The following is a 24,236-nucleotide window of genomic DNA, read 5'->3' as shown; positions in this document are numbered from 1 at the left end:
AACATCGGGTTTCCACTCGTGGATTCGTAACAACTGAACTGCCGGAGACTGGTCAAAGTTTCTGGTACAGAGTATGTAGGAGATATTCGAGATGAAGTCACGGATCGAATTGGAGCTAGAAGTTGGAAGTTCTGTAATACAAGTAGAAAAACAATATGACGTGGGCTTACGGCGCTGGCTATCAAGGCGCGTGGTTCTGATTAGCTTGCTTTCATGTTTAGTAGCCGGAGTTGTAGATGCTCCTGCGCAGATCATCTCAACTTATGCGGGGACTGGAACTGGAGGTTACAGCGGCGACGGGGGCCTCGCAAGTAATGCGCAACTCAGTACACCTCAAGGGGTTGCAACAGATAGCTTGGGCAATCTGTATATTGCTGATGCCGGTAATAGTCGCATCCGGAAGGTAACACTGAGCACTGGAGCAATTTCTCTAGTCGCTGGCAATGGATCATTTGACTACAGTGGTGATGGCGGAGCGGCGGTCAATGCGTCATTGTATGATCCATACAAGATGGTCGTTGATAGTTCCGGCAATATCTATATCTCTGATTCGGGGAATTGTCGAGTTCGGAAAGTCGTGCAGTCGACCGGTATCATCACTACTGTCGCAGGTAATGGTAACTGCGGCTACAACGGTGACGGCGGATTGGCAACTAACGCAGAATTGAGTCCAGCGGGTATTGCTGTCGATGGCTCTGGAAATATCTATGTTGCAGATGGCAACCATTCTCGAATTCGCAAGATTGCGGCATCTACTGGCATCATCTCTACCGTGGCTGGTAATGGAACTATGGGGTATTCCGGTGATGGAGGTCTAGCCATTAATGCCGAATTCGACCTTCCTTATGGTGTGTGGCTAGATAGTGTTGGGAATATTTACATTGCTGATTCGGGTGCTGCCAACGTGATACGCAAGGTGACCGCATCGACCGGTATTATTACAACAGTTGCTGGCAATGGTAGTAGAGGATACAGTGGCGACGGTGGACCGGCAACCAGTGCACAGCTTCGACAGCCGAGAGGGCTAACTGTTGATGGCTCTGGAAATATTTACATTGCAGATAGTTCGAACTATCGTATACGCAAGGTGACTGTTTCTACTGGGACTATCTCTACCTTTGCGGGAACCGGGACCTATGGGTATAGCGGAGACGGTGGTTCTCCGTCCAACGCCGAACTGGGCAATCCTCTGGATGTTGTACTTGGTAATTCTGGTGTTATCTACATCGCAGATACGTACAACAACCGCGTCAGAGCTGTTACGCCGTGAAAATTCGAGTGGTCCGACGCAGAAATGAGTCGGACCACTCACTTTGACCTATTACCAAGACTATATTCGGAGCTTCGGCGGATAGTTTCAATCGTCCATAATGACACTTATGTGCTGTTTGTTTGTGCTTTTACTAAAGTCGCATAGGTGGAGGGGTCCTCTTCATGTTGGTATCACGAGTTCTTGTTGTTTCCTTATGGTTCATCTGCATCTCCCTGCCCGTTCTCACTCAGGGTAAGAGACCTAGTTCTACTCTTATGGGATCACTGTTGGATGATAATGACAAAGCACTGCAAGGCCATGTCACGGCTTATCGCATTGAAGCGCGCCACGGTCGTTTGATGCCAGCGCCGAAATGTTCGATCGAAACGGATAGTAAAGGCAGTTTTGAATGCCTAAATCTTCCGGCGGGTCCATACGTCGTGGTTGCAAGTAACTTGCGGCGAGCGGATCTCATAAATCAAAAGCAATTTGGTTTCGTCACTGCAGCCGCTATTCCATTATTTGCAACGTATCCAAAGAACACCAATCTCGATTATATGAATCTGCTACAGCTGGAACCGGAAGAAACAGAGGTGATCGAGATTCAAGTGCACGGAGATTTCGGTTCGCTGTTTCATGTAATATCTGCTGCCAACGGGACCTCGGATAAGGCGCTGCAGGTGTTCTTACAAGGAGAGGATTTTGCGCTTTCATCTAATGTTCGTATTAGGCCCAGTGCGGACGGTGGCAATTACGACATAGAGGGTCTTCCCTACGGTGCATATAAATTATCGGAATTTTGGTCTGAGAACGGCATTACGCATGAAGCAGAGGCCTACATCTCTTCAGGACGATTTACCGCAGGACAGGCCACGATGCTTGAAGTTAAGCCAATCAACTTTTCTGGTTCCATCCGATATCTCGATGCTGAAAGTGGAGGATCTGTGGAAGTGTTACTTCAATCGACAGCGACGTATGATTCGCATCGTTACACTGCTACCGCCGAAGGCAACGGAACTTTTTTATTTAATGGTGTCAGATCTGGTAAGTACTATTTGTCTCTTAAAAGTGGGAGCGGTTTTTATCTTGCGGATGTTTTGGTTGGAGAGCAACGTATCGGAGGAACTTCCATTGCTATCGATGAAGGGGTGTCTAGTGCGGCGATCACGCTGCTTGTCCGTCGTGCCTCGGGAAGCGTCTCCGGGGAGCTGGAAATGAACGGGAACGGGTGTAACGCCGCTCGTATTGCATTAGAATCGTTCAATACTCATACGAGTCAACTGGTGGCGCCAGACCCTCATGGAACATTCAAAGCAGAGAATCTAGGGCCAGGAGAGTATCTCATTTATGGATGGGCTGACTCCAAGGACGTACCATATGACAGCGTATCGTTCCTGAGACGGTATAAGGACAAAGCTGTCCACCTTGACCTTCAGAACGGTACGTTACTTAATGGACTTTCGATTCAATGTAACCATGTAAGTTTTTTGGGGAATTACTAATCCTGGTTGCAAGCTGCACTTCATTTTGGCACGAGAGTCAAATCTTCAATGTTTCCGTATGCTCCCATTCGCTATATCCAGTATCCACGGCGTGTGCAATGCTGTCTGCACGCTGCTGAGAAGCTGTGGGCGAAGCCAGTTCTGGCTTTGTTTCGCGTTCATGTACACTAGCGCTCGACGCAGCATATCTTCACTGACAATCTTACCCATATACCCCGTATCTGCGGACTCACTCTGTCATAACACAGCGCAGTGGTATGACAGTAACGGTGGTGACCTGCCAATATAGACAAGAATCAAGTCCCAAGAACATCCCGTTTGTGAGAGGCGATGCCGCTGCTGTAGCTTAGGAGGCACTGGTTGACCCATGACTAGTACACACTCTGGTGGTGGCAAGAAACTCGGCGAAAACGCTAGTTGTGCGTTCGGTGTTGCGCTGGATTCATGGTCGCAGTGAATGTGAATTTGTCCGCCCGGCGTATCTACCGAAAACGACCCCAACATGCAGCCGGAATCTCTTCCTCGGACAACTCTCCCATCGGTGACACCCATACGCCTGAAAAACCTCTTCGATCTGCCACTTCAGCCGATTGCCACAGGTTTCACCGCCGGATAGCGAATCCTAGAGAACTGGCCAGCACTTTCCACTAATTACAGAGGACCCCAATTCCGATGGGGTCCTTTCTTGACGAACATAGGTTGAAATCGAAATTCAGGTTAGTTTTTTGCGTAATGCAATTGGGTTTCTTTGAGATGACGTACGACCTCTCGTACATCTTCTTCCTTCACGGTTGAGCGAACGAAATCGCTGGCGGGCTCATCGGATATTCCTACGATACGTTCCGGAACCGCGACAGGGCTGTCCTTCAGTGAGCGAAGGGAAGCGTGGAAACAACGGATCTCAGTGTTTTCGGCAAGTTTGCGGATATTTCCGGGATTGATTCCGCTTCCGATCATGATTTCAATACGGCCCTTTGCCTGATGATAGAGGGCTTCAGCGGTTTTAATTCCGAAGGTTATCTTGGTCTCTCCGCCTGAGGTCAGAAGCGTGTCGGCTCCGGTGGCGATTACATCTTCTAACGCCTGGTTGAGATCCGGAGTCAGATCAAAGGCACGATGGAAGGTCACCTTCATCGGACGGGAGAGTTCGACAAGGGCCCGGGTCCGTTCAATATCAATTGTGCTGTCTTGCCTTGATATTCCCAAGACAACGCCCTTGGCACCCATGAACTTTGCCTGTTCGATGTCTTCTTTCATGATCTCGAACTCTTCTTCGGAGTAAAAGAAGTCGCCTCCGCGAGGGCGGATCATCGGGTAGACCGGGATGCTCAGAAGATGGCATGCCCTCAGGATGGATCCTCCGCTGGGCGTCAGTCCTCCGTCACTTAATGCGCTGCATAGCTCAATTCGATTTGCTCCACCACGTTCGGCGGCTTGTGCGGCGTCAATCGTTTCAGCACAGACTTCCAGAAAAGGCACTTTCATCTACATCCTCAAAATTGATACAAGGCGAAAGGGAAGAGGCTTTGCAGCCAGTTTCGATACATTTCCCTTCGTATAAATTCAAACCGACTACATTTTCCATCCGGGGAAAAAAGACCGGAAAATGTCTCCGAACGATAGAGACTCAAACGGTCCTTAGAATAAATAACTTTTCTCGGCAATGCTAGAGAAAATGATCGAATTGCGTCAAATTGATCAAATGGGTGTTAGAAATGACGCGATATGCACGTTTGTGGACGTATTGTCGTTCTACAAGGAGGGTTTTCAGGATTTTGGCAGGCCATTTATGATGTGGGCATGGAGCTAGTTGTCTATTCGGCATCGTGGTGTCGCGACTGCCGTGAAGCAAAGCGTTTTTTGGACGAGCACAATATTCCCTATACCGATATCGATATTGAGTCGGATCCACAAGCTGCCATCGACCTTGTTCGGCATGTGGGCAAAAGAGCTATTCCCCAGTTTGTAATCGACGGCGAATGGGTACAGCCTTATCAACCCGGCCGAGGCTTTCTCTATCAGGAGATGAGCGAGCGCCTGGGCGTCTTGCAGGAATAAATAGCTTCGATTCAATTATTTGGCAGGTGTGAAGTCTCCTCGGATGCTTCAGCCTGTTCTGCAGCATCAACCTCTGCCTGGAGGTCCAGCGCTGCCTTTGCATCTTCTACGTCCTCGGGGCGGACCTGTAGCTGAACTCCTCCCAAGGCTCCTCCATATAAGAAACTGGATTCCTCTCCAACTAGGAAGTATTCGATTCCGGCCGATTCCAGGCGGCTCTTAGCCAATTCGGTTTGTGAAGGATCGGGGAGATCGGCAATGGTTACGAGATCCGGTTCTTTAGGCATGTGCATGTCCCTCTCTTTCCTTTCCTGAGCAGCTGACGCAACAAGATAGGATGCGCAAACTGTAAAATCAATAGTTCACTACGCAATTTTTGGAGGAGAGGTCTTTGATCGACCGTTATACACGCCCGGAGATGGGCCGCATTTGGACTGAAGAGAACAAGTACCGCATGTGGTTGGAAGTGGAAACCGCTGCCAGCCTCACGCTGGCAGAAGCCGGTATTGTTCCCAACGAAGCTGCACAGGCTATCCGGGACAAGGGTGATTTTGATGTCGCCCGAATCCGTGAGATTGAGGCAGAGGTGAAACACGACGTTATCGCCTTTACAACCGCCGTTGCCGAAAAGATTGGACCTGAATCCCGCTGGCTTCATTATGGGCTGACTTCGAATGACATCGTGGATACGGCACAGGCCCTCCAGGTAAAGGCCGCTTCGACTCTTTTGCGCAAGGGGATCGAAGGTTTTTGTGCTGTACTCAAGAAGCGTGCGTTGGAGTTTAAACATACGCCGACGATTGGCCGTACCCATGGAATCCACGCTGAGCCGACGACATTTGGGTTGAAACTCTTGAATTGGTACGCAGAGATGCAGCGTAATCTGGCGCGCTTCAATGCCGCTGCTGAAGATATGCGGGTTGGCAAGCTCTCCGGGGCGGTGGGGACTTTCGGGCATTTGAAGCCGGAGCACGAGGAACGCATCTGCGAACGTCTTGGCCTGAAACCTGCACCTGTTGCGACACAGGTGTTGCAGCGTGATCGTCATGCCAACTATATTTCGACCCTGGCAATCATCGCCTCTACGATGGACAAGATCGCGGTTGAAATCCGGCATCTGCAGAGAACGGAAGTACGTGAGGCTCAGGAGTACTTCTCAGAGAAGCAGAAGGGCTCCTCGGCTATGCCTCACAAGAAGAATCCTATTACCAGTGAGCAGATCAGCGGTTTGGCTCGCGTCATTCGCGGGAATGCCCAAGCTGCCTTCGAGAATATCCCGTTGTGGCACGAGCGGGATATCTCGCACTCCTCGGTTGAGCGCGTCATTTTCCCGGATTCAACGATTCTGGTCGATTATCTCCTGGCCAAGATTACCGATTTGGTTGACAGGCTTCTTGTCTACCCAAAACGTATGCTGAAGAACCTGGAAAGCACCGGAGGGCTTATCTTTTCCGGGCAATTGCTCCTGGATCTGGCCGAGTCAGGAATGCTGCGTGAACAAGCGTACCGTTTGGTTCAACAGCATGCTATGCGCGCTTGGAGCGAAGACCTGGTTTTTAAAGAATTGGTTGCGGCCGATCCTGAGATCACGGCTCGTTTAACACCTGAGAAGCTGGCGAAGACCTTCGACCTTACCAGACAACTTGCCAACGTGGACGCTATCTACGCCCGCGTATTGGGAGAATAGTTTGAACCCTGAACCCAAGCACGACTGGCGCCTGACTGTTTCGATTACAGGTGCCAGTGGTGCCATCTTTGGCAGGCAGTTGTTGACTGTTCTGGAGGCCGATGCTCGCGTTGCAGAAGTGAGCTTTGTGCCTTCAGAGAACTCGTTACGGGTTATTGCCGAGGAGCTTCAACTCAGTGGAAGAAATCAGCTGCTGGAAAAGCTTCTCGGCAGCGAGCCTACAAAGACGCGTCAACTTGCGCAAGGCGATATCGGTGCCACAATCGCCAGTGGCAGTTATCCCTCGGATGGCATGATCGTGTTGCCGTGCAGCATGGGAACCCTGGCGGCAATCGCCAATGGGATGGCCAGTACTTTGATTGAAAGAGCCGCGGATGTTTGCTTGAAAGAGCGCCGGCCACTGATCCTTTGCGTGCGGGAGACACCCTTCAATAAGATTCACTTGCGTAATATGCAATTAGCCGCAGATGCCGGCGCCGTCATCTTTCCTGTAATTCCCACTTTCTACAATCATCCGTTAAGTATGGCTGAAATGGTTCATCAATTCGTTTCAAGAGTCCTCGCTCATATCGGACTGCCGCAACCGGGAGCCTATGTCTGGAAGGGAGAGAATAGAGAGTAACGTAATCTTCTCCATCGTTTGCCTCTATCTCTTATCTCTGGAAATTGTGGCTAAATCTGAATCCATTCAGCAGTCCAGATGCTCAAGGCCGACGTATAACCTATACGTTATTTCTTTTGATCGTTTTGAGGTCCTGGCTCATTGTGCTTGCCTGGACTACGAATTTTCATCCCTCTTAAAATATTTCGATCTGTTCTCCGTCTTGATGTGTAGAGGAAAGAAGTGCCGCCAACGGATTGGGATATTGCCGAGCAGGACCAATTCATCGCAGAAGCGATTGAACGGGACGAGCCACGCTTGCGAAATTTCATCCGCAGACAGGTGCTGGATAGTGGAGAGACGGAAGATATTCTCCAAGAGGTCTTTTATGAGCTGATCGAAGCATATAGGCTCATGAAGCCCATCGAGCAGGTTAGTGCCTGGCTCTTTCGTGTGGCCCGGAACCGGATTACAGACCGTTTTCGCAGGAGAAAACAGAATTCGCTGAGTGAGCCCGTTCTCACGACAGACAATTCCGAAGCCGTACTTCTCGAGGACCTGCTGCCTTCTCCAGAGGCTGGACCTGATGCAGTCTTTGCAAGAAATGTGCTGATGGAGGCGTTGGAGGAGGCCTTGGACGAGCTACCTCCCGAACAACGAGAAGTATTTATTGCACATGAATTGATGGAAATGAGTTTCAAGGATATTTCTGCGAAGACGGGTGTGGGAGTTAATACTTTACTCTCTCGCAAACGGTATGCTGTGCTACAACTTCGCCAGCGTTTAAAGACGGTTTACGAAGATTTTGTGAAATAAAAGGAGGACGAAAATGAGAGGCAGTTGGATGTGGAAAGGGCTGAAAATTGTACTGTTCGTAGTTGTTGCGGGGACAGTATTGGGATTTGTCGTTAAGGGGCTATGGAATTGGTTGATGCCGCTTCTCTTCGGCTTACACGGGATTACCTTCTGGCAGGCTCTCGGGCTGCTTCTCCTCAGCAAGATTTTGTTAGGTGGTTTCCATCGTCATTCGTGGCACCGCAGTCATTGGCGTGAACGTATGAGAGAACGCTGGGAACATATGACTCCGGAAGAGCGCATGAAATTCCGTGAAGGTCTTAGGAGTTGCAGACCTTCTAGGCATGAAGCAGCAACTCAAGCAAACCTTTAATATATGCAAAAGCGCAATAGGAAGATCCTCCCCATGATCGATCCGAACTGCTATGGCAATGAACAGGAACTGAACCGTCTGCTTGCGTTGGAGACCGAGAATACGCGATTGCAATTTCTTGTAGCTGAGCTCTTGCTGAAAAATCAAGTGCTTCGCGAAAGACTTTACTCCGCTGAGAAGGATAGGTCTCCCTTAGAGGTTCTTGATTCGGAATAGTTGTTCCTGAAATTCATGGCGTGATCAGCAACGCTATTTCAGGATTTGGCCCACACTCAAAAACGCATTTCACTGCTGCCTCGGTGATACTTGCCTGGCCCAGCTTAAGTAACTCGAAGACAGTCGCGTTTTACTGCTAGACGCCGTTTCCGAGCTCCTATCGGAAAATAGAATAATTTCTCGATCTTCATTTACCTTTTACTTGCTCGAAATGCCTCTGGAGAGGTACAACGCTGTAGTCCGCAGGAGATGGGCAATTATGAAGATCAGGGCCACATTGTGTCTTGTTGTCGTAATCGTTTTCTGCAGTTCTCTTCTGTCTCTAAAAAGTGGTGCCCAGCAGATGCCGTCGCTAAAGAAGCAAGATGGCCGCTATGCTTTGATGGTCGATGGCCAACCGTTTCTAATTCTCGGTGCTCAAATAAACAACTCCAGTGCGTGGCCTGACGTATTGCCTCAGGTTTGGCCAACATTGGAGGCGACGCATGTCAACACCGTCGAAGCTCCTGTCTACTGGGAGCAGTTCGAGCCAAAACCCGGTCAGTTTGACTACACCTGTGTCGATGCACTGATTCATGGAGCTCGGGAGCATTCGCTTCGTTTGGTGTTGCTCTGGTTTGGTACCTGGAAGAACGGGCAGATGCACTATGTGCCTGGGTGGGTCAAACGAGATGCTTCACATTATCCGCGCATGATGAATCAACGCGGGGAAGCTATCGATGTATTGTCGGCGAATTCAACAGCTAATCTCGATGCCGACAAAAAGGCTTTTGCTGCATTGATGCGACATATAAAGGAAATCGATGGAACACAGCACACCGTGGTATTGGTGCAGGTCGAGAATGAGTCTGGAGCAATTGGAACGGTGCGAGATTTTTCTCCTCAAACGGAGAAAGAGTTTCGAGGTCAAGTTCCACGAGATCTTTTGAAGGCGCTAAATAAAAAATCGGGAACATGGGAAGAGGTTTTTGGTGCGGATGCAGATGAAACTTTTCAGGCCTATTCTCAAGCCCGTTATGTGAATGCGGTGACCGAGGAAGGAAAAGCAGAATATCCCTTGCCGATGTATGCCAATGTCTGGTTAAGCTATCCTCCTGCGGAGTTGCCTGAGCGTCGTATTCCTATCCCTGGCATTCAATTTCCCAGTGGTGGACCAATTGAGAAGATGATTAATCTATGGAAGGCGATGGCACCTGCGGTAGATATGATCGGTCCGGATATCTATACCGACGATTCTCAACTCTACCATCATGTCTTGGATGTCTATCATCGTCCCGATAATCCGGTTTGGATTCCTGAGACTGGTAGTGGAAACAGCTTTCCTAAGTTCTTCTTTTCCGCTCTAGGTCAAGGAGCGATTGGCTTTTCTCCTTTCGGGGTGGATGGTACAGGGTGGACGTATTCGAAAGACTCTTATCCGCAAGGTCACGCCGAGAACTATGCTCTTTTCTCTTCAATGGCGAGAGAAATCGCGCAGTTGAACTTTGAAGGCAAGCTGAAGACTGCTGTCGAAGAGAAGGGCGCTGCTCAACAAGAATTGGATTTTGGTGGATGGCAGGCTACTGTATCGTTTGGGTTCCCTCAACACGATGGCCGTCGTCCTCCGGGTACTGAGGACTTTCAGGGGAGAGCATTGGTTGCGCAACTCGGACCTAATGAGTTTCTCGTAACCGGAATTGATACTAGTGTTTCTTTCCATCTGCCAGGAAAACTGGCCGGGCAGCAGATGCAGATTATTTCTGCTGAAGAAGGGAAGTATGAGAACAGTACTTGGAAGATGCGTCGCTTATGGAACGGAGACCAGACAGATCGCGGTCTGAATTTCAAGCACATTGGTGAAGTGGTGCGTATTACTCTTGGGCCGCTCTAGAATTTAGAAATTGTTCAGATTGCTTGATATTTATCGAGCGTCCTGGCTGAATGTGCAGGATGATGCTAATATATAGCTATCATCCTGCATATTCGATAAGTATTCCCACCTACAATTTGCCTTCCTCATTCATCATGGTTTCGATATTGAGGAGAAGAGTTTCTTATTCCTCTACGCGAATAGAAAGCATGGACAGCTTGATGCTGAACGGAAGAGCTTCAATAGTTCTGTAATCCTAAATCTTGAAAAGTAAAAACGTTCTAATAAAGAGCTCAACCCGACTTGATCATGAAAGTTGTGGTAATTGTGAGCCCTTGTACCGTTATATGGTTGGTTACACATGGCGAGGGATACTTTTAGAATGTGGGATTTATGTGGAAGGTCGAGTTACAATTACAACAGGTCTCGATTAGATCGACGGACTGGAATGATTGTGGTGAGTGCTTGTTTATTCAGGCGATTTCACTCTTATTTTTCATCCTGTCTGTCCTGATTTAAGAGACTGTGTTTAACACTTTCGATTCGTCGCCATTAGGTGATGACATAACCAGTGTTGGAGATGTTGTGGCTTACACGACGACCTTCAACACGATTTGTATTTTGAGGGAAGAAACAAATGTACTCAAGAAGTTCGAGATCCTTACGTCGGATCTTGGCTTTGGCCTGTGTCGCTGCCGTAAATCTTTCACTGACAGCCCAGAATCCGACTAAGACTGCCACAAAGGCATCTGTCGCTGATTCTCCTTCCAAGTGGGATATCTTTGCGGGTTACAGCTACCTTGCACCCAAAGGCAAACTTATCAATACAACGACAATAACCGATAATGCGAAAGCAATCGATTACGGCGTTATCGGAAGTGTCTCTCGTTATTTCAACAACTACGTTGGCGTGCAGATTGAAGGAGACTTCCACAACGCCAACAACGAGAATGTGGTAAACGACGATTTCTCCGGCGGGTCCCTGGGACTCATCTTCCGGTATCCCACGCAGGATATGACCGTCTTTGCTCATGCACTTGCTGGCGGTGAAAATGCCGGCAGCTACTACGCTCCCAACCGTTGGGGACCTGTTCTGACTGTTGGTGGCGGTATCGATTACCCTACACCGTTCTTTGATCACCGTCTTGGTATCCGGCTATTCCAAGCCGATTATCAATATACTCACGAAGACTTTTTCCCTGTGGGACGCGGTAACTTTAACATGGCCCGCTTAAGCACCGGTTTAGTCTTCAAGGTTGGAACGCTTGCACCTCCTGTTCCTGTGTCGATAGCTTGTTCGGCCAATCCGGCCACCGTTTTCCCTGGAGATCCAGTAACCTTAACCGCAACGGCTGGTTCTCTGGATCCGAAAGGCCACGTAGTTTATACCTGGTCGGGCAAAGGTGTATCGGGAACCGACTCGACAGCCAAAGCTGAAACTGCCGATCTCACTCCCGGTACGTATACCGTGAATTGCGGAGTAAAAGAAGGGAAGCCGGGCAAAGAAGGACTAAAGCCGTGGCAGACCGCAAGCAACTCGACGACGTTCACCGTAAAGGAATATGAACCGCCCACAGTAAGCTGCTCCGCGAATCCGACAACCCTTAAACCGGGTGATTCGGCTACGGTAACAGCGAGTGGCATTAGCCCTCAGAATCGGCCATTGACTTATAGCTACAGTGCTACGAGTGGTTCGATCTCTGGGAGTGGCACAACTGCGACGTATGCATCGACCGGGGCACCTGCCGGCCCGGTTGAGATTACTTGTAATGTCGCAGATGACAAGGGACACTCCTCAACTGCTGGCACCAGAGTGACAATTGAACAGCCACTTCCGCCAGCACCTAGCGAGGAACAGGTTCGCCTTGAAGCCCGCTTGGCATTGCACAGTATCTTCTTCCCGACTGCACAACCGACGAAAAAAGCTCCTGAGAGAGGTTTGGTCGTCAGTCAGCAGGCTACGTTGAAGACTCTGGCAACAGATTTCAAGAGATATATTGAGATCAAGCCGAATGGTCATCTGACCCTGATCGGACACACGGATGAGCGTGGATCGGCTGCATACAATCAGGCGCTTTCCGAACGCCGTGTTAATCGCGCAAAGCAGTTCCTTGTGCAAAATGGTGTTCCGGAATCCAAGATCGATGTACGCGCAGTTGGTTCAGAGGCAGAACTCACCCCGGCAGAGGTGAAGTCTCTGGTACAGAAGAATCCGGATCTGAGTGATCAGGAACGGAAAAAGGTTCTTGGCCAATTGAAGACCATCGTTTTGGCTCAGAACCGTCGCGTCGATATCACCTTGAGCAACACTGGTCAGCAGTCTGTGAAGCTCTATCCGTTCAGCGTTTCAGATTCTCTGACACTGCTGAGTGAGAAAGGTACAGCACAAGGAAAGAAAGGTGCTGTGAAAAAGGCGCAAACACATAAATCTGCGGCCAAGAAACATCGCTAGAAAACATCATCAACGTAGTTAAGCAAAACGGCGATTGCATCCTCGATGCAATCGCCGTTGACTTTTATACGAGAGATAATCTCGAACTCAGGCCGGGATTATTGGTGAATAGATGAGTCTCCACGCCTATCGTGACTGAGATTCCTCATCCATGCGAAAGGCTTTTTCGATAACCATTACAGTAAAAGGTTCGAGCTTCCAAATGCTGTGACTGCTCAATTCCTGTCTGTGGACCCAACGCGCATCATCGGCATCGGTAGCGCAGCATAGTGCTCCACCTTCAACATGACAAAGGAAGTCGACTAACACGTAATGGTAGCGAACACGTTCAGCTTCGCGATAGATTTTGTCAAAGACTTCGACAACGGCCAGAGGCTTTACCGCCAGACCTGTTTCTTCTTTGACTTCGCGAATAATTCCGGCTTCGAGTGTCTCACCCAGTTCTACAGCTCCGCCGGGTAAAGACCATGCTCCTTTTAGAGGGGGATTCCCTCGACGTATCAGTAATACCTTCTCTCCGTCGACAATAACCGCTCCTACCCCTACGATCGGGGCTTCCGGATACTCTCTGCGCATCTTCGTTCCTAAAATTTGATGGGTTTGCCGTATTCTTCGGCAAAGACAGTACGGCCCATAGAGAAACGTCCACCGTTGAATTTATCTACGCCTTTGCTGCGTCCAATGGCCAATAAGGCAACTACGTGGTAGCTCAGAGGCAAGCGCAGGACTTCTCGCACCTTCTGTTCTTCAAAGCCTTCCATCGGAGCAGTGTCGTAGCCCAGGGCCTCCGCCATCAACAGCATGTGCGTAAAAGCGAGCATGACCTGGCGGTTGAGCCACATCGGCAGATTCGGATGAGTGGAAAGATAGTGGGGAATTACAGACTTTGCCTGTTCGGCATAATTCTCGGGCATACCGCCTTGACGACCCAGTCGGAGCATTTCATCCAGGTCCCCATTGCGGAAACCGTCGGCATCGCCACATGCCACTATGACTGCAGAAGCTTCTTCGACCTTGCCTTGGTTATAGCTTGCTGAACGAAGACGTTTTCTCTGCTCGGGGGAGCGCACCACAACGAAGCGCCAGGGTTGCATATTGTAGCTGCTGGGAGCGTTGAGTCCAGCTTCCAGTATTTTCTTTAAATCTGCCTCGGGTATGGGAGAGTCATCAAAACTTTGTGTTGCACGACGCTCTGCGATCGTTTGCGAAAGCAACTTTTCCATTGCATTAGCCATCCCGAGATTCTTCCTCACTGATCCTGTCAATATAGTCTGCTGTTGGATCTTTAAACCTTTAGGGCATTTTAGTTCTTAGCATCATCAACCGGCCGGGAAGCGTTACCGTCCTTCCAGGAAATGATTACAACACCAAGATTCCGGTCTACCCCAAAATCTAAAATGCTTTATATCTGTGCCATCGGAAGCTCAACAGCAAATTCTGCCTGATTGGGCCTCAGTGCATGAACCCAAAGTCCTCGAAATGCTTCGCGGAGCTCCGGGTGTTGCGTCAGCATTGCCTTCATCAAGGCAATGCAATCGGCTCTGGCTGCTACCGGGTCGTTTGCACCCGTAGCGGCATAGGTGATGGAGAGATCCAGCCCTCCAAGAGTACTGTCAGTCTGTATTTTGGTGATCTGCCAAGAGTGTCCCCCTTCGGCCAGAGTCATCGGCTGTGTCCCCGGCAGGTTGTTGGGCCTGGTCTTCTCCAATTCCTTATCGAGTTTGTCTAGATTCGGACTCGAGAGAAAATCTACTGGAACCAGTAACCACCGTGCTGTTTCGTAATAGAGATAGGCGTTCCAGCTCTGCTGCTTTTTGCCAAAATCGCGAGCCTTGGTCCAATACCACACGCCATCATGTCCGTCAGCGGTCATTGGACGGGGGTAGAAGCCCGCTAATTTCCATTGTCCGTCCCACCCGAGAACAAGAGTCAGCCGTTGAGGGGATTTTCCTCCCTGCGCTTCGACAATGGCGACTGCATAACGCCCGGGAGGAAGTCCTTGAAAGTCAAAGACAACGGTTTGAGGAGTTCCCGCGATGCCACAGAAGAACTGTGCGTCTGATGGTGCCGTAAGGTCTGTTGCATCCAACAAATAGAGGTTTACAACCGACAGCGTAGATCCTTGAATTTGTGGGGATGTAGCCTCAATTCCAGTGGCAATGCCATCGAACTGGGTTTGCACGGCGGAGATTGTGTCGGCCTTCAGCTGTACAACATTATTTTGTTGTACAAGGCTTGCAAACCTATTTGCCGTCTGGCTCAGGGTGGCATGGTCAGCAGCAGACAGTTGTGACTGTGGCGTACAGGAGCTTGCCTGGGCCAACCCTGTAGAGAGGGCGAATAAAAGGGCGAGTACGGTATCGCGTCCGATCATCAAAACCAGTATCGTTCCTCTTCTGGACTTCACTGGGGCAAGCAAAGAAAATGCGAGCGCCTGCGAGCCACTGATAGTCTAGTACATAGGCCCGGAAAAGCGGCTTGAAGCTTGTGCCGCAGGAGGCTATCTCTTTTGATGCGTGGTGTGGATTCTTCCAAAATTGCTTTGGCGACGGCGTTAACGCTAGGTGCTTTTGCGTGTACATCTGTTGCTTTTTCCCCGCTGGCATTTGCCACACAGGCTTCTGTGCTCAAAAAACGCTCGCCAGGCAAAAAGCCGGTTTCCATGCCCCTGGCTCCCCCTCCTGTGGCCACCCCTGCACCAGTTCCAGTACCGGTTCCAGAGCCGCCTGTATCTATGTTGCAGCAGCCCCCTCGACGTGCTCAGGTTCACTGGAGTCCCCAAGGTCTTTCTGTTCAGGCGGAGAACTCCAATCTTTCTCAGATCCTCAAGGATATTTCGAATACCACCGGCATGAAGCTGGAAGGGTTCGGCCGGGACGAACGGATTTTCGGGACCTACGGTCCCGGAGTACCTAAGGATGTTCTCGGTCAGCTTCTGGAAGGGACCGGATATAACGTCCTCATGGTCGGAGATACGGAAAAGGGTGCTCCTCGTCAATTGGTTCTTACCCTGCGTAATGGAGCTGCTGGCATGTCTGCTTCTGCTCCCTCTCAAGTCAGGAAGCCCGCAGAGGAGGAAGAGACAGCGGAGCCGGAGGACGATTCTGCGCAGCAGCAACCCCCAGATGCGGCACCACAGCAACAGCCCGGAGAACAACAAGCTCCTGCCGGCGTAAAGACGCCACAACAGCTCCTGGAAGAGCTTCGCCGTATGAGGGATCAGAATAACCAGAACCCGCAGCAACAGCCTCCCGAGCAGCCTCAGTAGGTCTTGCTGGGCCACATCCGGGGGCTCGTAATGCTTTTGATAGTCCTGTCTAATTAGAAATGCGAGGAAGCATAGCTCTGCTTGCTCGCATTTGTAGCCCCATCCGCTTTGTCTACAGGTCAATATGTGAGGACGTCACCGCCGATTTCGTGTAGAGTGACTGGTTACCCATATTGGTGCCAGCTGGTGTAATGAAGACCTTCCTCTTGGGAGGGTTCTGTACCATTGGTATTTGCAGAGGTGTATTCCAGATCTTGCGAGGACGAGCAAAAAAATAAGCCTATGACTAGAAAAAAGGAGGAGCTTCCTCAGCCAAAATCGATTGTGAGCCTGAAGACGCTGGGCGAGTATTTGAACCTCTCTCCGGCGACAATCTCACTGGTTTTGAATAATGCTCCAGGTGTTCGTTCCATTCCGCAGGAGACCCGTGATCGAGTCCTTGCTGCCGCCAAAAAGTTCGATTATCGGCCGAGTTTCTATGCCCGGTCCCTGCGAAAGCGACAGACTTTCTCCGTTGGCGTTCTGGTCCCCGAACTTAGCGACGGTTACTCGGTCCTGATTCTAAACGGAGTCGAAGAGGTCCTGATCGAAGAAGGGTATTTCTATTTGACAGCCAGTCATAGGCGTAAGGCTGACCTGATCGAGGAGTATCCTCGCATGCTGATGGATCGTTCTGTTGAAGGCTTTATTGCCATCGACACAGTATTTCAGCAGGAGCTTCCGTTACCAGTTGTGGCTGTAGCAGGGCATCGCAAGATTCGTGGTGTAACGAATGTCTTGCTCGATCATCGCCGCGCAGCTGAACTCTCTTTGCGCCATCTCTATCAACTGGGCCATCGCAAAATCGCTTTCATGCGAGGACAGGGGCACAGTTCCGACTCCAGTGATCGCTGGAATTGCCTAATGTCGGTTGCTCGAGAGCTGAAGTTGGAAGTTCATCCGGAGTTGACTATTCAACTGGAGCTGAATATCTCTTCTCCTGAGCTTGGTTACCCGGTAGTTCAGGAGCTGATCTCCAAGAATCGCAAATTTACGGCTCTGGTTTGCTATAACGATATTGCCGCGATCGGAGCTATTCGAGCTTTCAGAGATCGGGGCATTCGCGTTCCGGAAGATGTTTCTGTAGTGGGCTTCGACGATATCCAGGGTGCGGCCTACCACAATCCCAGTTTGACAACGATTCGCCAGCCCTTACGGAATATGGGGGCAACAGCTGCTCGTATCCTCCTGGAGCGGATTCGTGCGGGAAAGAGCCAGGGTGACTACCCTACCGAGATATCGGTGATTCCTGAATTGATCATTCGTGAATCGACAACCACACCTCCTCCATCGAAACCTCCGGTTCGCCGCAAATAGGTAAATTCGAAATAGCTCTCTCGCTGGAGAGAGCTATTTCTTGCCTGCCTTGCGATCCAGTTCGCGCAGTTCTGCGAGCTTTTCGGCAATCTTGATTTCCATCCCTCTAGGAACAGGGCGATACCACCCCGGCTCTCTCATTCCCTCCGGAAGGTAGGACTCTCCTGCCGCATATGCATTAGGTTCGTCATGCGCGTAGCGATATTCGTGACCATAGCCGAGGGTTTTCATCAGCCTGGTTGGTGCGTTGCGAAGATGAATGGGAACTTCGCGGCTTTTATCCTGCTTTACAAAAGCCATGGCTTGATTGAATGCCATGTAGGCAGCGTTGCTTTTTGCCGCTACGGACAGATAAATTACTGCTTCAGCTAACGCCAGCTCCCCTTCCGGTGTTCCCAGCCGCTCATAGGTTTCCGCAGCATCGTTGACAATTTGTATGGCCCTGGGATCAGCCAATCCAATGTCTTCCCATGCCATTCGAATGATTCTGCGGGCCAGGTACTTTGGATCGGCTCCGCCATCAAGCATACGGCATAGCCAGTAGAGGGCCGCATCGGGATTTGAGCCTCGAACGGACTTGTGCAATGCCGAAATCTGATCGTAGAAGTTGTCTCCGCCCTTGTCGAAACGCCGGGAGTTCAGTGTCAGAGCATTCTCGACAAAGGCAGAGTCAATATGAGAGGTCTTGGAGGCCTTTGCAGCTGTATTCGTCTGCTCTAACAGATTGAGAAGGCGCCGTGCATCACCGTCGGAGTAGCCAATCAAGGTGTTGACCGCGATTTCGTCGAAGGTCAAGTCCGGCAGAATGCGTTCTTTTGCTCGGGAGAACAACTCTCGCAGTTCGTCATCGTTCAGGGCTTTTAGAACGTAGACTTGTGCTCGTGACAACAGCGCCGAGTTGACCTCGAAAGAGGGGTTTTCCGTCGTGGCTCCAATAAATGTGACCAGTCCAGATTCGGCGTAGGGAAGTAGCGCATCCTGCTGGGATTTATTGAAGCGATGAATTTCGTCAACGAACAGGATCGTGTGACGCCCTTGCGAAAGGTACTGCTCAGCCTGTTCTACCGCGGCTCGGATGTCCTTGACTCCGGAGAAGACGGCAGAAAGAGCTACAAATTCGTAATCGAAGGCATTGGCTGCCAGACGTGCCAGAGTTGTTTTACCTACTCCCGGAGGTCCCCACAGAATCATCGAGTGGGGTTTACCTGATTCAAAGGCGAGCCGGAGAGGTTTTCCCGGGCCGAGAAGATGGCTTTGACCGATGACCTCATCCAGCTTGGAGGGCCTGAGTGCTTCGGCGAGAGGTGGGGCCGGATCTACGCGAAAGAGATCAGACATGGTTCTTGCCTCCCGCGGTTCTCCCCGTCATTCGGGAGCTCGAGGCGACGTAGAGAAGAATGCTCGCCGCAACCGCTGCGTTCAAGGATTCGACCGGGCCAGGACAGGGAATGGTCATCTGCAGATCGGCTGCAGCAACCTGGCTGGGGGTGAGTCCTCCTCCTTCATTACCGAGGAGGAGAGCCGTGGGTTGCGACCAGTCATACTTTTCCAGGTTATTTCCTCCTTCGACAGTGGTGGCGACGAGGCGAATGCCTGCACTTTGAAGACGAGTAATGGCCTCGTTTTCGGAGGCTGCCAGGATCGGCAACCGGAAGGCACTGCCGGAAGAGGCGCGTAAGGCTTTGGGATTCCATTGATTTACGGTCCCGGGCAAGGTGATCATGCCGGTTGCCCCAAAGGCTTCAGCTGATCGAATCACTGTGCCCAGATTTCCTGGGTCCTGAAGTCCGGCGGCGACTACAATCAAAGCGTTTGGTTTTAGGAGGTCTTCCCAGCGAAAGCGCGGGGCCTCTACCATTGCTGCTACTGGTTGGGGCGTTTCTGTAGCCAGAACCGAGCGCAGCAGAGCGGGCGGTACAGCCAACAGTTCCGTGTCGGTCGGCAGAGACTGAGATTTCAGGAGAAGCTCTTGCTCCTCGGCAAAGAAAACGGTGGTGATAGCCAGTTTGCTTCGTATGGCTTCATCCAAAAGATGAAATCCTTCGATTGCGATCCGTCCGTCACCTGTCTTGCCATTATGATGTAAAGCGGTGCGCAACTCCTTTATCCGACTGTTCTGCCGACTTTGTACAATGCGGATGGGTGCGCGTAATGTGTCCTTCTGCATTCAGAGTGATTTTATACTCCGGAGAACAGGGCTGAAGGTTTTGTAATGCACCGGGTGGTGGGTGCGTTGTCGCTGAGAAGGCACCAAAATTTTGCTCCAATGGGAGTCAACATTTGTCCGCGGAAATTCTGCGTGTTCATCCTGATGAACCACAACCGGAGCGGGTGGCCTACATCGCCTCTTGCCTGAGATCTGGCAAGGTTGTCGGGATGCCAACCGATACTTTTTACGGATTGTCTGTCGATCCGGTAAATCTGGCCGCAGTCGAGCAGATCTATCAGATCAAGTCCCGTCTGAAGCACAAACCGCTTTCGTTGCTGCTATCGTCGGTGGAACAGGCCTACGAGCTTGCTCGGGATATCGACTCGGTATTCGACCGTTTGGCTGAGCGTTTTTGGCCGGGACCACTCACCATGATCGTGCGGGCTGGAACACGGTTGCCTCTGCGTAGTACGGCCAATACAGGCAATGTCGCCATTCGTGTCCCCGATGCGGCGATTCCGCGGGCCGTCGTTCAGGCTTTAGGGCTCCCGATTACGGCAACGGCGGCAAATCTGCAAGGTGCTCCCGAATGTACGCACGCGGCGGGTGTTCGTGACCAGATCGGTGAGCGGATACCTTTGATCGTCGACGGCGGTCCAACAGGACGTAGCATGCCGACGACTATTGTTGATCTGTCGATGGGAGGAAATGGGTGGAACATTCTTCGCGAGGGAGCTGTCTCCACTCACGAGATTGTTTTGGCAATACAAGGTAGATGATTGTTCCTGCTTCCAATATGCAGCCAGTACGATTCGGGTCTTGGCGTAGGAAGTTGTTGTCCTACTTGGTCTTGCTGCTGATTCTGGTTTCTGCGGTGTGGTGTATTTGGCTCTATGGGCAGATTCGGCGCTATTCGCAATGGGACCAGGCGCAGACCGCCGATGCCATCGCGATTTTTGGCGCAGCGGAGTACGACGGAAGGCCCTCGCCGGTACTTCGTGCCCGCCTCGATCATGGACTGGATCTTTACCGCCGAGGGTTGGCTCCTTTAGTCATTACTTTGGGCGGGCAAGGGGATGAGGCTCATAGCGAAGGTGGGGTAGGCCACGATTATTTGCAAGCTCATGGGGTTCCGGAAAGCGATATCATTGCGGAGACCCAAAGCAACAACACGGAAGAATCCGCGCAACGTTTGGCCAAGATTGCTCGTGCGAATCAATTACATCGCATTGTGATCGTCAGCGACGGTACTCATCTTTTCCGCATTCATGAGATCTGTGCTGCGGAAGGGCTGGATGTATACGGTTCTCCCCGACAACAGGTGGGGACACTGGGCGGCTATCGCGAATTTCAGCGATACCTCCACGAGATACTGACCTATACCGCCTGGAGGCTCCACCTCTACTAGAGCCACACTTTCACTGCCACAGCGGCACCGGCGGCCGCTACGGTGGATAGAAAATTTACCGCATCGTTGTTTAGCCATTTCTTCGGCTCAAGTGTGGCTCCCAGCAAGCTATCGACAAAGAGTCCAAAGACGCCACCGGCAAAAGCAGCGAGCATGGACCTGATTGCAAGATGGAGTGCTGCGGCTCCTGCCAAGGCAACAATTGTTCCTCCCGCCATTCCAGCAAAGGTTCCTGCAAAGCTGATTGCTCCATCGGTACCGGCTGGGACTCTTTTGAGGCTGGTGATCAGCCGTGGTGTGCCCCCAATTACCTGGCCCATCTCGGAAGACAGAGTATCTGCGGTTGATTCGACAAAGGCTCCGAGCATGGCAACTACCCCCAGGGAAGCCTCCGTTCCCCAAAAGGGGAGTACGGCAAGGGCAGCCATCCCAAGATTTGCTGCAACCTGGCCGGCATTGCGACCTTTTTCCGCTTCTGAGAGAGAAAGGCGTTCTTTTTTCCTTTTCCCAAAGCGTGTAGCCGCGAAAGTGAGGAGGAAAAGCGTAAATAGCGGGACCAGGGCGGAGGAAAGTAGATGGAAGGGAGCAGTTTCTGTGGAATAGATCAGGCTGGCAGTGAGCAACCCGCCCAAAAGTGATGCCAGGGGGGTTGCAGCATGCAGGATTCCTACCGTCAGGGCGAAAAAGCTGCTGATTCCCAGGGCATGGAGGTGTGGCTTGCCATTGGAGTGTATCGATTGAAGTACCTGTAATATCACCGCTGGGGCTACAAGCAGCAGAATTGTGCGAGACTGCCAAAGGGAAGATGGCTGATTACGTTTCATGAATTTGGAATGTCTGATCCCTGTGCAAGCACATGATGCTTGAGTGATTTACAATCTTGTTCTATCAGGATTTCTTACTGAATGAGGTATCAAAGAGTGCTGAGTATGGCGGGGCCCAAGCGCCCGTGGATGGCAGCCGGGTCGCTGCTGATGCTGAGTCTGGTGGCAGGTTGCGGCAGTCAATATCGGACCGTGGTTACACCTATTAACAACAACGGACCTTCTGCTCAAATTACCTCGTATGCTGTTGTCGTTACAGCTCCATGTACAAGTGCAAGCCTTGTGTTGAATTCGTCTAGTGCCACGGCCTGTCCTTCTTCTGTTACCTCTACGAATGCCGGAGAGGTTACGTTACTCAATTATGCTGGCGACACGATTATCGATCAGGCTGTGCTGGGTCCGAACCCGGTTGCTTTTGCGATGGATGGAAGCTCGACTTACGGCCACGTTCTGAACGCTGACAAGACGCTTTCTTCTTTCGCTCCCAACGACAAGTTGGAGACAAAAGATGTTCAGCTCAGCACTTTGAGCACCTCCACTACCACAAATGTGGGGAACTACCTGTCGTACAATGCAAGCACCTTTTATCTGATCGACAATGGTACAAACACTATCAATGTGATGCCGGGAACGCCTCCGGCTGTTCAACAGACAATTTCGATTCCGGGAACTGGTTTGGTTAATTTGGTCGGTGCGACGAACGTTCAGCGTATCTACGCCATCAGCCAAAATACTGCTAGCTCGACCGACTGCAATAATCCCTCGGGTAGCACTCCTTTGGGAGCCGTTACCGCAATCGATACCTCAAATACAAACGCCATTATTGGCAATCCCATTCAGGTTGGGAACTGTCCTGTCTACGGATTGATGTCTTCCGACGGAAAACGCACATTCATTCTGAACCGTGGTAGCGGAAGCATTTCAGTCATCGATAGCCAGAAAAATACTGCGGATAGTGCTCATCCGACGATCAGCCTTGGTGCCACGGCCGGTCCGGTTTATGCGGAGTTTATTCCGAATACCAACTACCTGGTCACGGCAAATTATGGCGACAATTCGATTAGCGTGGTCAAGGTCGGTTTGGATGTCTATGGCAACGACGCTTCGGATTTCGGAACAGTCGTGGCTCACATTACCGATACTTCTCTTAACAAACCTTCTTCTCTAACTGTTTTGGCTGATGGAAGTCGTTTGTATGTAGCAAATCAGGGGAGCGGAGTGAAGGGAACTGATGGAAATGTCAGAGGTACGGTCTCTGTCGTGAATTTGACTACGTTCTCTGTGACCAAGGTCCTTACCGTCTATGGTTCTCCACGCACTGTTGTTTCGGCGCAAGATTCTCTCTTCGGAAAGGTTTACGTCAGTTCTCCTGACAGCAAGTACTGCAGCATCATTCGTACGGATCAGGACATTGTGACCACTTCGATTCTAATGCCGGGGTATGGTGTTGACGTACGCATGACCAAGACCAGTTCTTCGGTCAGCAATCCGATTATTACCAGCAGGCTTCCTGGCTGGGGCCAGCCATAAGCCGAGAGGAACTTCTGAGAACGGCCTGGAGAAAGATCGCCAGGCCGTTTTACTTTGGTACGCGAGACTGTTCATCGAAGAAGAAATTACGAAATGAGGGAGTACATGGCTGGGCGTGAAGCGAAGACGCGTCTGGATAAATTGCTGGTTGAGCAGGGAATTGCTGCTACGCGCGAACGTGCTCAAGCAATGATCTTGGCCGGACGTATCCTTGTTAACGAGCAGAAGGTCGATAAACCTGGGACTCCTGTTTCGGCAGATGTCAAGATTCGCGTTCTTGGAGAAGATCCCAAATATGTCAGTCGTGGAGGTCTCAAGTTGGAAGGGGCTCTCAAGCACTGGGCAATCGATCTTCACGGGCGTGATTGTCTGGATGTAGGTGCCTCCACGGGGGGATTTACCGATTGCATGTTGCAGCACGGAGCTTCTCATGTGCTTGCGATTGACACCGGATATGGGCAAATTGCTGCATCTTTACGGAACGATGCACGCGTTAGCCTGATGGAACGAACAAATGCTCGCTTGCTTGAGCCTGTATCGTTGTCCACGAATCTAAGCTTCCTGGCGATGGATGTGTCTTTCATCTCAGCAACTTTGATTCTGCCCGCGGTTCTTGCTGCAGCTCCAGGACTTAAAGAGGCTGTGGTTCTTGTGAAGCCGCAATTTGAAGTGGGCCGGGAAAGGGTCGGAAAGGGAGGCATTGTCCGCGATGCTTCCGCACATCAGTTTGCGATTAACCGCGTCCGCGATTGTTTAGCTTCGCTTCATGCAGAAACACTAGAGGTCATTGATTCTCCGATTACCGGTACAGAAGGGAACAAGGAGTTCCTTTTGCACGCATCTTTCTCTGCGGGGGAAGTGAATCCGGTGGATGCAATGGACTGCCAGAGAAAGGATCGTTAGGTACACTTGAAGG

Annotated in this window: 23 protein-coding genes; 15 read left to right on the top strand and 8 right to left on the bottom strand. The window is 50.9% G+C overall.

Annotated elements, in window-relative coordinates; translation table 11 throughout:
* The first annotated feature begins 91 nt into the window (after window positions 1-91).
* Both AC6I7T_RS04020 and AC6I7T_RS04015 read left to right on the top strand, forming a co-directional pair.
* On the top strand, window positions 92-1,270 hold the full coding sequence (locus AC6I7T_RS04020) for an NHL repeat-containing protein (RefSeq protein ID WP_497792020.1): 1,179 nt from the start codon (window positions 92-94) through the stop codon (window positions 1,268-1,270).
* A gap of 257 nt (window positions 1,271-1,527) precedes the next feature.
* Entirely contained in the window at window positions 1,528-2,754 is a 1,227-nt protein-coding gene (locus AC6I7T_RS04015) for a hypothetical protein (RefSeq protein ID WP_497792019.1), read from the top strand.
* 717 nt (window positions 2,755-3,471) lie between these two features.
* Here the strand turns inward: AC6I7T_RS04015 and AC6I7T_RS04010 are convergent.
* On the bottom strand, window positions 3,472-4,239 hold the full coding sequence (locus AC6I7T_RS04010) for a copper homeostasis protein CutC (protein WP_497792018.1): 768 nt from the start codon (window positions 4,237-4,239) through the stop codon (window positions 3,472-3,474).
* A 240-nt stretch (window positions 4,240-4,479) separates the two neighbouring features.
* Here AC6I7T_RS04010 and AC6I7T_RS04005 point away from each other — a divergent pair, with 240 nt between their 5' ends.
* Window positions 4,480-4,812: a glutaredoxin family protein gene (locus AC6I7T_RS04005; protein ID WP_497792017.1), complete on the top strand. Its 333-nt coding sequence runs from the start codon at window positions 4,480-4,482 to the stop codon at window positions 4,810-4,812.
* Window positions 4,813-4,823: 11 nt separating this feature from the next.
* Here the strand turns inward: AC6I7T_RS04005 and AC6I7T_RS04000 are convergent, their stop codons facing one another.
* Window positions 4,824-5,099: a putative signal transducing protein gene (locus tag AC6I7T_RS04000; RefSeq protein ID WP_497792016.1), complete on the bottom strand. Its 276-nt coding sequence runs from the start codon at window positions 5,097-5,099 to the stop codon at window positions 4,824-4,826.
* Window positions 5,100-5,203: 104 nt separating this feature from the next.
* Between AC6I7T_RS04000 and purB the strand changes: the two genes are divergently transcribed.
* The 6 genes from purB (at window position 5,204) to AC6I7T_RS03970 (ending at window position 12,785) form a co-directional block, all read left to right on the top strand.
* Window positions 5,204-6,499 carry an adenylosuccinate lyase gene (gene purB / locus AC6I7T_RS03995; protein ID WP_497792015.1) on the top strand — a complete coding sequence of 432 codons (1,296 nt, stop codon included), beginning with the start codon at window positions 5,204-5,206 and terminating at the stop codon, window positions 6,497-6,499.
* Between the two features lies 1 nt (window position 6,500).
* Window positions 6,501-7,121 carry a UbiX family flavin prenyltransferase gene (locus AC6I7T_RS03990; RefSeq protein ID WP_497792014.1) on the top strand — a complete coding sequence of 207 codons (621 nt, stop codon included), beginning with the start codon at window positions 6,501-6,503 and terminating at the stop codon, window positions 7,119-7,121.
* 222 nt (window positions 7,122-7,343) lie between these two features.
* Window positions 7,344-7,916, top strand: coding sequence for an RNA polymerase sigma factor (locus AC6I7T_RS03985; RefSeq protein ID WP_497792013.1), 573 nt, complete (start codon window positions 7,344-7,346; stop codon window positions 7,914-7,916).
* A gap of 13 nt (window positions 7,917-7,929) precedes the next feature.
* A complete protein-coding gene (locus AC6I7T_RS03980; protein WP_497792012.1) occupies window positions 7,930-8,268 on the top strand; it encodes a hypothetical protein in 339 nt (112 codons plus the stop codon).
* Between the two features lie 475 nt (window positions 8,269-8,743).
* Window positions 8,744-10,354: a GH35 family beta-galactosidase gene (locus AC6I7T_RS03975; protein ID WP_497792011.1), complete on the top strand. Its 1,611-nt coding sequence runs from the start codon at window positions 8,744-8,746 to the stop codon at window positions 10,352-10,354.
* Window positions 10,355-10,970: 616 nt separating this feature from the next.
* Complete coding sequence (locus tag AC6I7T_RS03970; RefSeq protein ID WP_497792010.1) at window positions 10,971-12,785, top strand: OmpA family protein; 1,815 nt, start codon at window positions 10,971-10,973, stop codon at window positions 12,783-12,785.
* 126 nt (window positions 12,786-12,911) lie between these two features.
* Here AC6I7T_RS03970 and AC6I7T_RS03965 read toward each other — a convergent pair whose 3' ends face one another.
* The 3 genes from AC6I7T_RS03965 to AC6I7T_RS03955 all read right to left on the bottom strand — a co-directional run bounded on the left by AC6I7T_RS03965 (window position 12,912) and on the right by AC6I7T_RS03955 (window position 15,159).
* The gene (locus AC6I7T_RS03965) at window positions 12,912-13,361 is read right to left on the bottom strand and encodes an NUDIX hydrolase (RefSeq protein ID WP_497792009.1); all 450 of its coding nucleotides are present in this window, start codon (window positions 13,359-13,361) and stop codon (window positions 12,912-12,914) included.
* Window positions 13,362-13,369: 8 nt separating this feature from the next.
* On the bottom strand, window positions 13,370-14,020 hold the full coding sequence (locus AC6I7T_RS03960) for a nitroreductase family protein (RefSeq protein ID WP_497792008.1): 651 nt from the start codon (window positions 14,018-14,020) through the stop codon (window positions 13,370-13,372).
* A gap of 167 nt (window positions 14,021-14,187) precedes the next feature.
* Window positions 14,188-15,159: a hypothetical protein gene (locus tag AC6I7T_RS03955; RefSeq protein ID WP_497792007.1), complete on the bottom strand. Its 972-nt coding sequence runs from the start codon at window positions 15,157-15,159 to the stop codon at window positions 14,188-14,190.
* A gap of 138 nt (window positions 15,160-15,297) precedes the next feature.
* Here AC6I7T_RS03955 and AC6I7T_RS03950 point away from each other — a divergent pair, with 138 nt between their 5' ends.
* Window positions 15,298-16,053: a hypothetical protein gene (locus tag AC6I7T_RS03950; RefSeq protein ID WP_497792006.1), complete on the top strand. Its 756-nt coding sequence runs from the start codon at window positions 15,298-15,300 to the stop codon at window positions 16,051-16,053.
* A 282-nt stretch (window positions 16,054-16,335) separates the two neighbouring features.
* Window positions 16,336-17,409, top strand: a complete 1,074-nt coding sequence (locus AC6I7T_RS03945) for a LacI family DNA-binding transcriptional regulator (RefSeq protein ID WP_497792005.1) — start codon at window positions 16,336-16,338, stop codon at window positions 17,407-17,409.
* A 33-nt stretch (window positions 17,410-17,442) separates the two neighbouring features.
* Here the strand turns inward: AC6I7T_RS03945 and AC6I7T_RS03940 are convergent, their stop codons facing one another.
* Both AC6I7T_RS03940 and AC6I7T_RS03935 read right to left on the bottom strand, forming a co-directional pair.
* Window positions 17,443-18,747 carry a replication-associated recombination protein A gene (locus AC6I7T_RS03940; protein WP_497792004.1) on the bottom strand — a complete coding sequence of 435 codons (1,305 nt, stop codon included), beginning with the start codon at window positions 18,745-18,747 and terminating at the stop codon, window positions 17,443-17,445.
* Window positions 18,740-19,576, bottom strand: coding sequence for a TrmH family RNA methyltransferase (locus AC6I7T_RS03935; RefSeq protein WP_497792003.1), 837 nt, complete (start codon window positions 19,574-19,576; stop codon window positions 18,740-18,742). Before AC6I7T_RS03935 ends, AC6I7T_RS03940 begins: the two co-directional genes overlap by 8 nt.
* A 113-nt stretch (window positions 19,577-19,689) precedes the next feature.
* Between AC6I7T_RS03935 and AC6I7T_RS03930 the strand changes: the two genes are divergently transcribed.
* The gene (locus AC6I7T_RS03930; protein WP_497792002.1) at window positions 19,690-20,337 is read left to right on the top strand and encodes an L-threonylcarbamoyladenylate synthase; all 648 of its coding nucleotides are present in this window, start codon (window positions 19,690-19,692) and stop codon (window positions 20,335-20,337) included.
* A gap of 56 nt (window positions 20,338-20,393) precedes the next feature.
* Window positions 20,394-20,966, top strand: a complete 573-nt coding sequence (locus AC6I7T_RS03925; protein ID WP_497792001.1) for a YdcF family protein — start codon at window positions 20,394-20,396, stop codon at window positions 20,964-20,966.
* On the opposite strand, the gene AC6I7T_RS03920 is transcribed toward AC6I7T_RS03925, so the two are convergent.
* Window positions 20,963-21,790, bottom strand: coding sequence for a DUF92 domain-containing protein (locus AC6I7T_RS03920; protein ID WP_497792000.1), 828 nt, complete (start codon window positions 21,788-21,790; stop codon window positions 20,963-20,965). The two genes, AC6I7T_RS03925 and AC6I7T_RS03920, sit on opposite strands and share 4 nt — an antisense overlap.
* Window positions 21,791-21,895: 105 nt before the next feature.
* Between AC6I7T_RS03920 and AC6I7T_RS03915 the strand changes: the two genes are divergently transcribed.
* Both AC6I7T_RS03915 and AC6I7T_RS03910 read left to right on the top strand, forming a co-directional pair.
* The gene (locus AC6I7T_RS03915) at window positions 21,896-23,320 is read left to right on the top strand and encodes a YncE family protein (protein WP_497791999.1); all 1,425 of its coding nucleotides are present in this window, start codon (window positions 21,896-21,898) and stop codon (window positions 23,318-23,320) included.
* Window positions 23,321-23,425: 105 nt separating this feature from the next.
* Window positions 23,426-24,223: a TlyA family RNA methyltransferase gene (locus AC6I7T_RS03910; RefSeq protein WP_497791998.1), complete on the top strand. Its 798-nt coding sequence runs from the start codon at window positions 23,426-23,428 to the stop codon at window positions 24,221-24,223.
* Window positions 24,224-24,236 lie beyond the last annotated feature (13 nt).

This window comes from Humiphilus diazotrophicus (assembly GCF_059726315.1).
The sequence above is the reverse complement of the archived record's forward strand: the minus strand, read 5'-3'. Positions and strand labels throughout refer to the sequence as shown.

What these genes read in the sequence shown, in the direction of transcription:
- AC6I7T_RS04020 (WP_497792020.1), top strand. Translation starts at nt 92, where the DNA reads ATGAAGTCACGGATCGAATTGGAGCTAGAAGTTGGAAGTTCTGTAATA.
- AC6I7T_RS04015 (WP_497792019.1), top strand. Translation starts at nt 1,528, where the DNA reads ATGGGATCACTGTTGGATGATAATGACAAAGCACTGCAAGGCCATGTC.
- AC6I7T_RS04010 (WP_497792018.1), bottom strand. Translation starts at nt 4,239, where the DNA reads ATGAAAGTGCCTTTTCTGGAAGTCTGTGCTGAAACGATTGACGCCGCA.
- AC6I7T_RS04005 (WP_497792017.1), top strand. Translation starts at nt 4,480, where the DNA reads ATGCACGTTTGTGGACGTATTGTCGTTCTACAAGGAGGGTTTTCAGGA.
- AC6I7T_RS04000 (WP_497792016.1), bottom strand. Translation starts at nt 5,099, where the DNA reads ATGCCTAAAGAACCGGATCTCGTAACCATTGCCGATCTCCCCGATCCT.
- AC6I7T_RS03980 (WP_497792012.1), top strand. Translation starts at nt 7,930, where the DNA reads ATGAGAGGCAGTTGGATGTGGAAAGGGCTGAAAATTGTACTGTTCGTA.
- AC6I7T_RS03975 (WP_497792011.1), top strand. Translation starts at nt 8,744, where the DNA reads ATGAAGATCAGGGCCACATTGTGTCTTGTTGTCGTAATCGTTTTCTGC.
- AC6I7T_RS03970 (WP_497792010.1), top strand. Translation starts at nt 10,971, where the DNA reads ATGTACTCAAGAAGTTCGAGATCCTTACGTCGGATCTTGGCTTTGGCC.
- AC6I7T_RS03965 (WP_497792009.1), bottom strand. Translation starts at nt 13,361, where the DNA reads ATGCGCAGAGAGTATCCGGAAGCCCCGATCGTAGGGGTAGGAGCGGTT.
- AC6I7T_RS03960 (WP_497792008.1), bottom strand. Translation starts at nt 14,020, where the DNA reads ATGGCTAATGCAATGGAAAAGTTGCTTTCGCAAACGATCGCAGAGCGT.
- AC6I7T_RS03955 (WP_497792007.1), bottom strand. Translation starts at nt 15,159, where the DNA reads ATGATCGGACGCGATACCGTACTCGCCCTTTTATTCGCCCTCTCTACA.
- AC6I7T_RS03950 (WP_497792006.1), top strand. Translation starts at nt 15,298, where the DNA reads ATGCGTGGTGTGGATTCTTCCAAAATTGCTTTGGCGACGGCGTTAACG.
- AC6I7T_RS03945 (WP_497792005.1), top strand. Translation starts at nt 16,336, where the DNA reads ATGACTAGAAAAAAGGAGGAGCTTCCTCAGCCAAAATCGATTGTGAGC.
- AC6I7T_RS03940 (WP_497792004.1), bottom strand. Translation starts at nt 18,747, where the DNA reads ATGTCTGATCTCTTTCGCGTAGATCCGGCCCCACCTCTCGCCGAAGCA.
- AC6I7T_RS03935 (WP_497792003.1), bottom strand. Translation starts at nt 19,576, where the DNA reads ATGCAGAAGGACACATTACGCGCACCCATCCGCATTGTACAAAGTCGG.
- AC6I7T_RS03920 (WP_497792000.1), bottom strand. Translation starts at nt 21,790, where the DNA reads ATGAAACGTAATCAGCCATCTTCCCTTTGGCAGTCTCGCACAATTCTG.
- AC6I7T_RS03915 (WP_497791999.1), top strand. Translation starts at nt 21,896, where the DNA reads ATGGCGGGGCCCAAGCGCCCGTGGATGGCAGCCGGGTCGCTGCTGATG.
- AC6I7T_RS03910 (WP_497791998.1), top strand. Translation starts at nt 23,426, where the DNA reads ATGGCTGGGCGTGAAGCGAAGACGCGTCTGGATAAATTGCTGGTTGAG.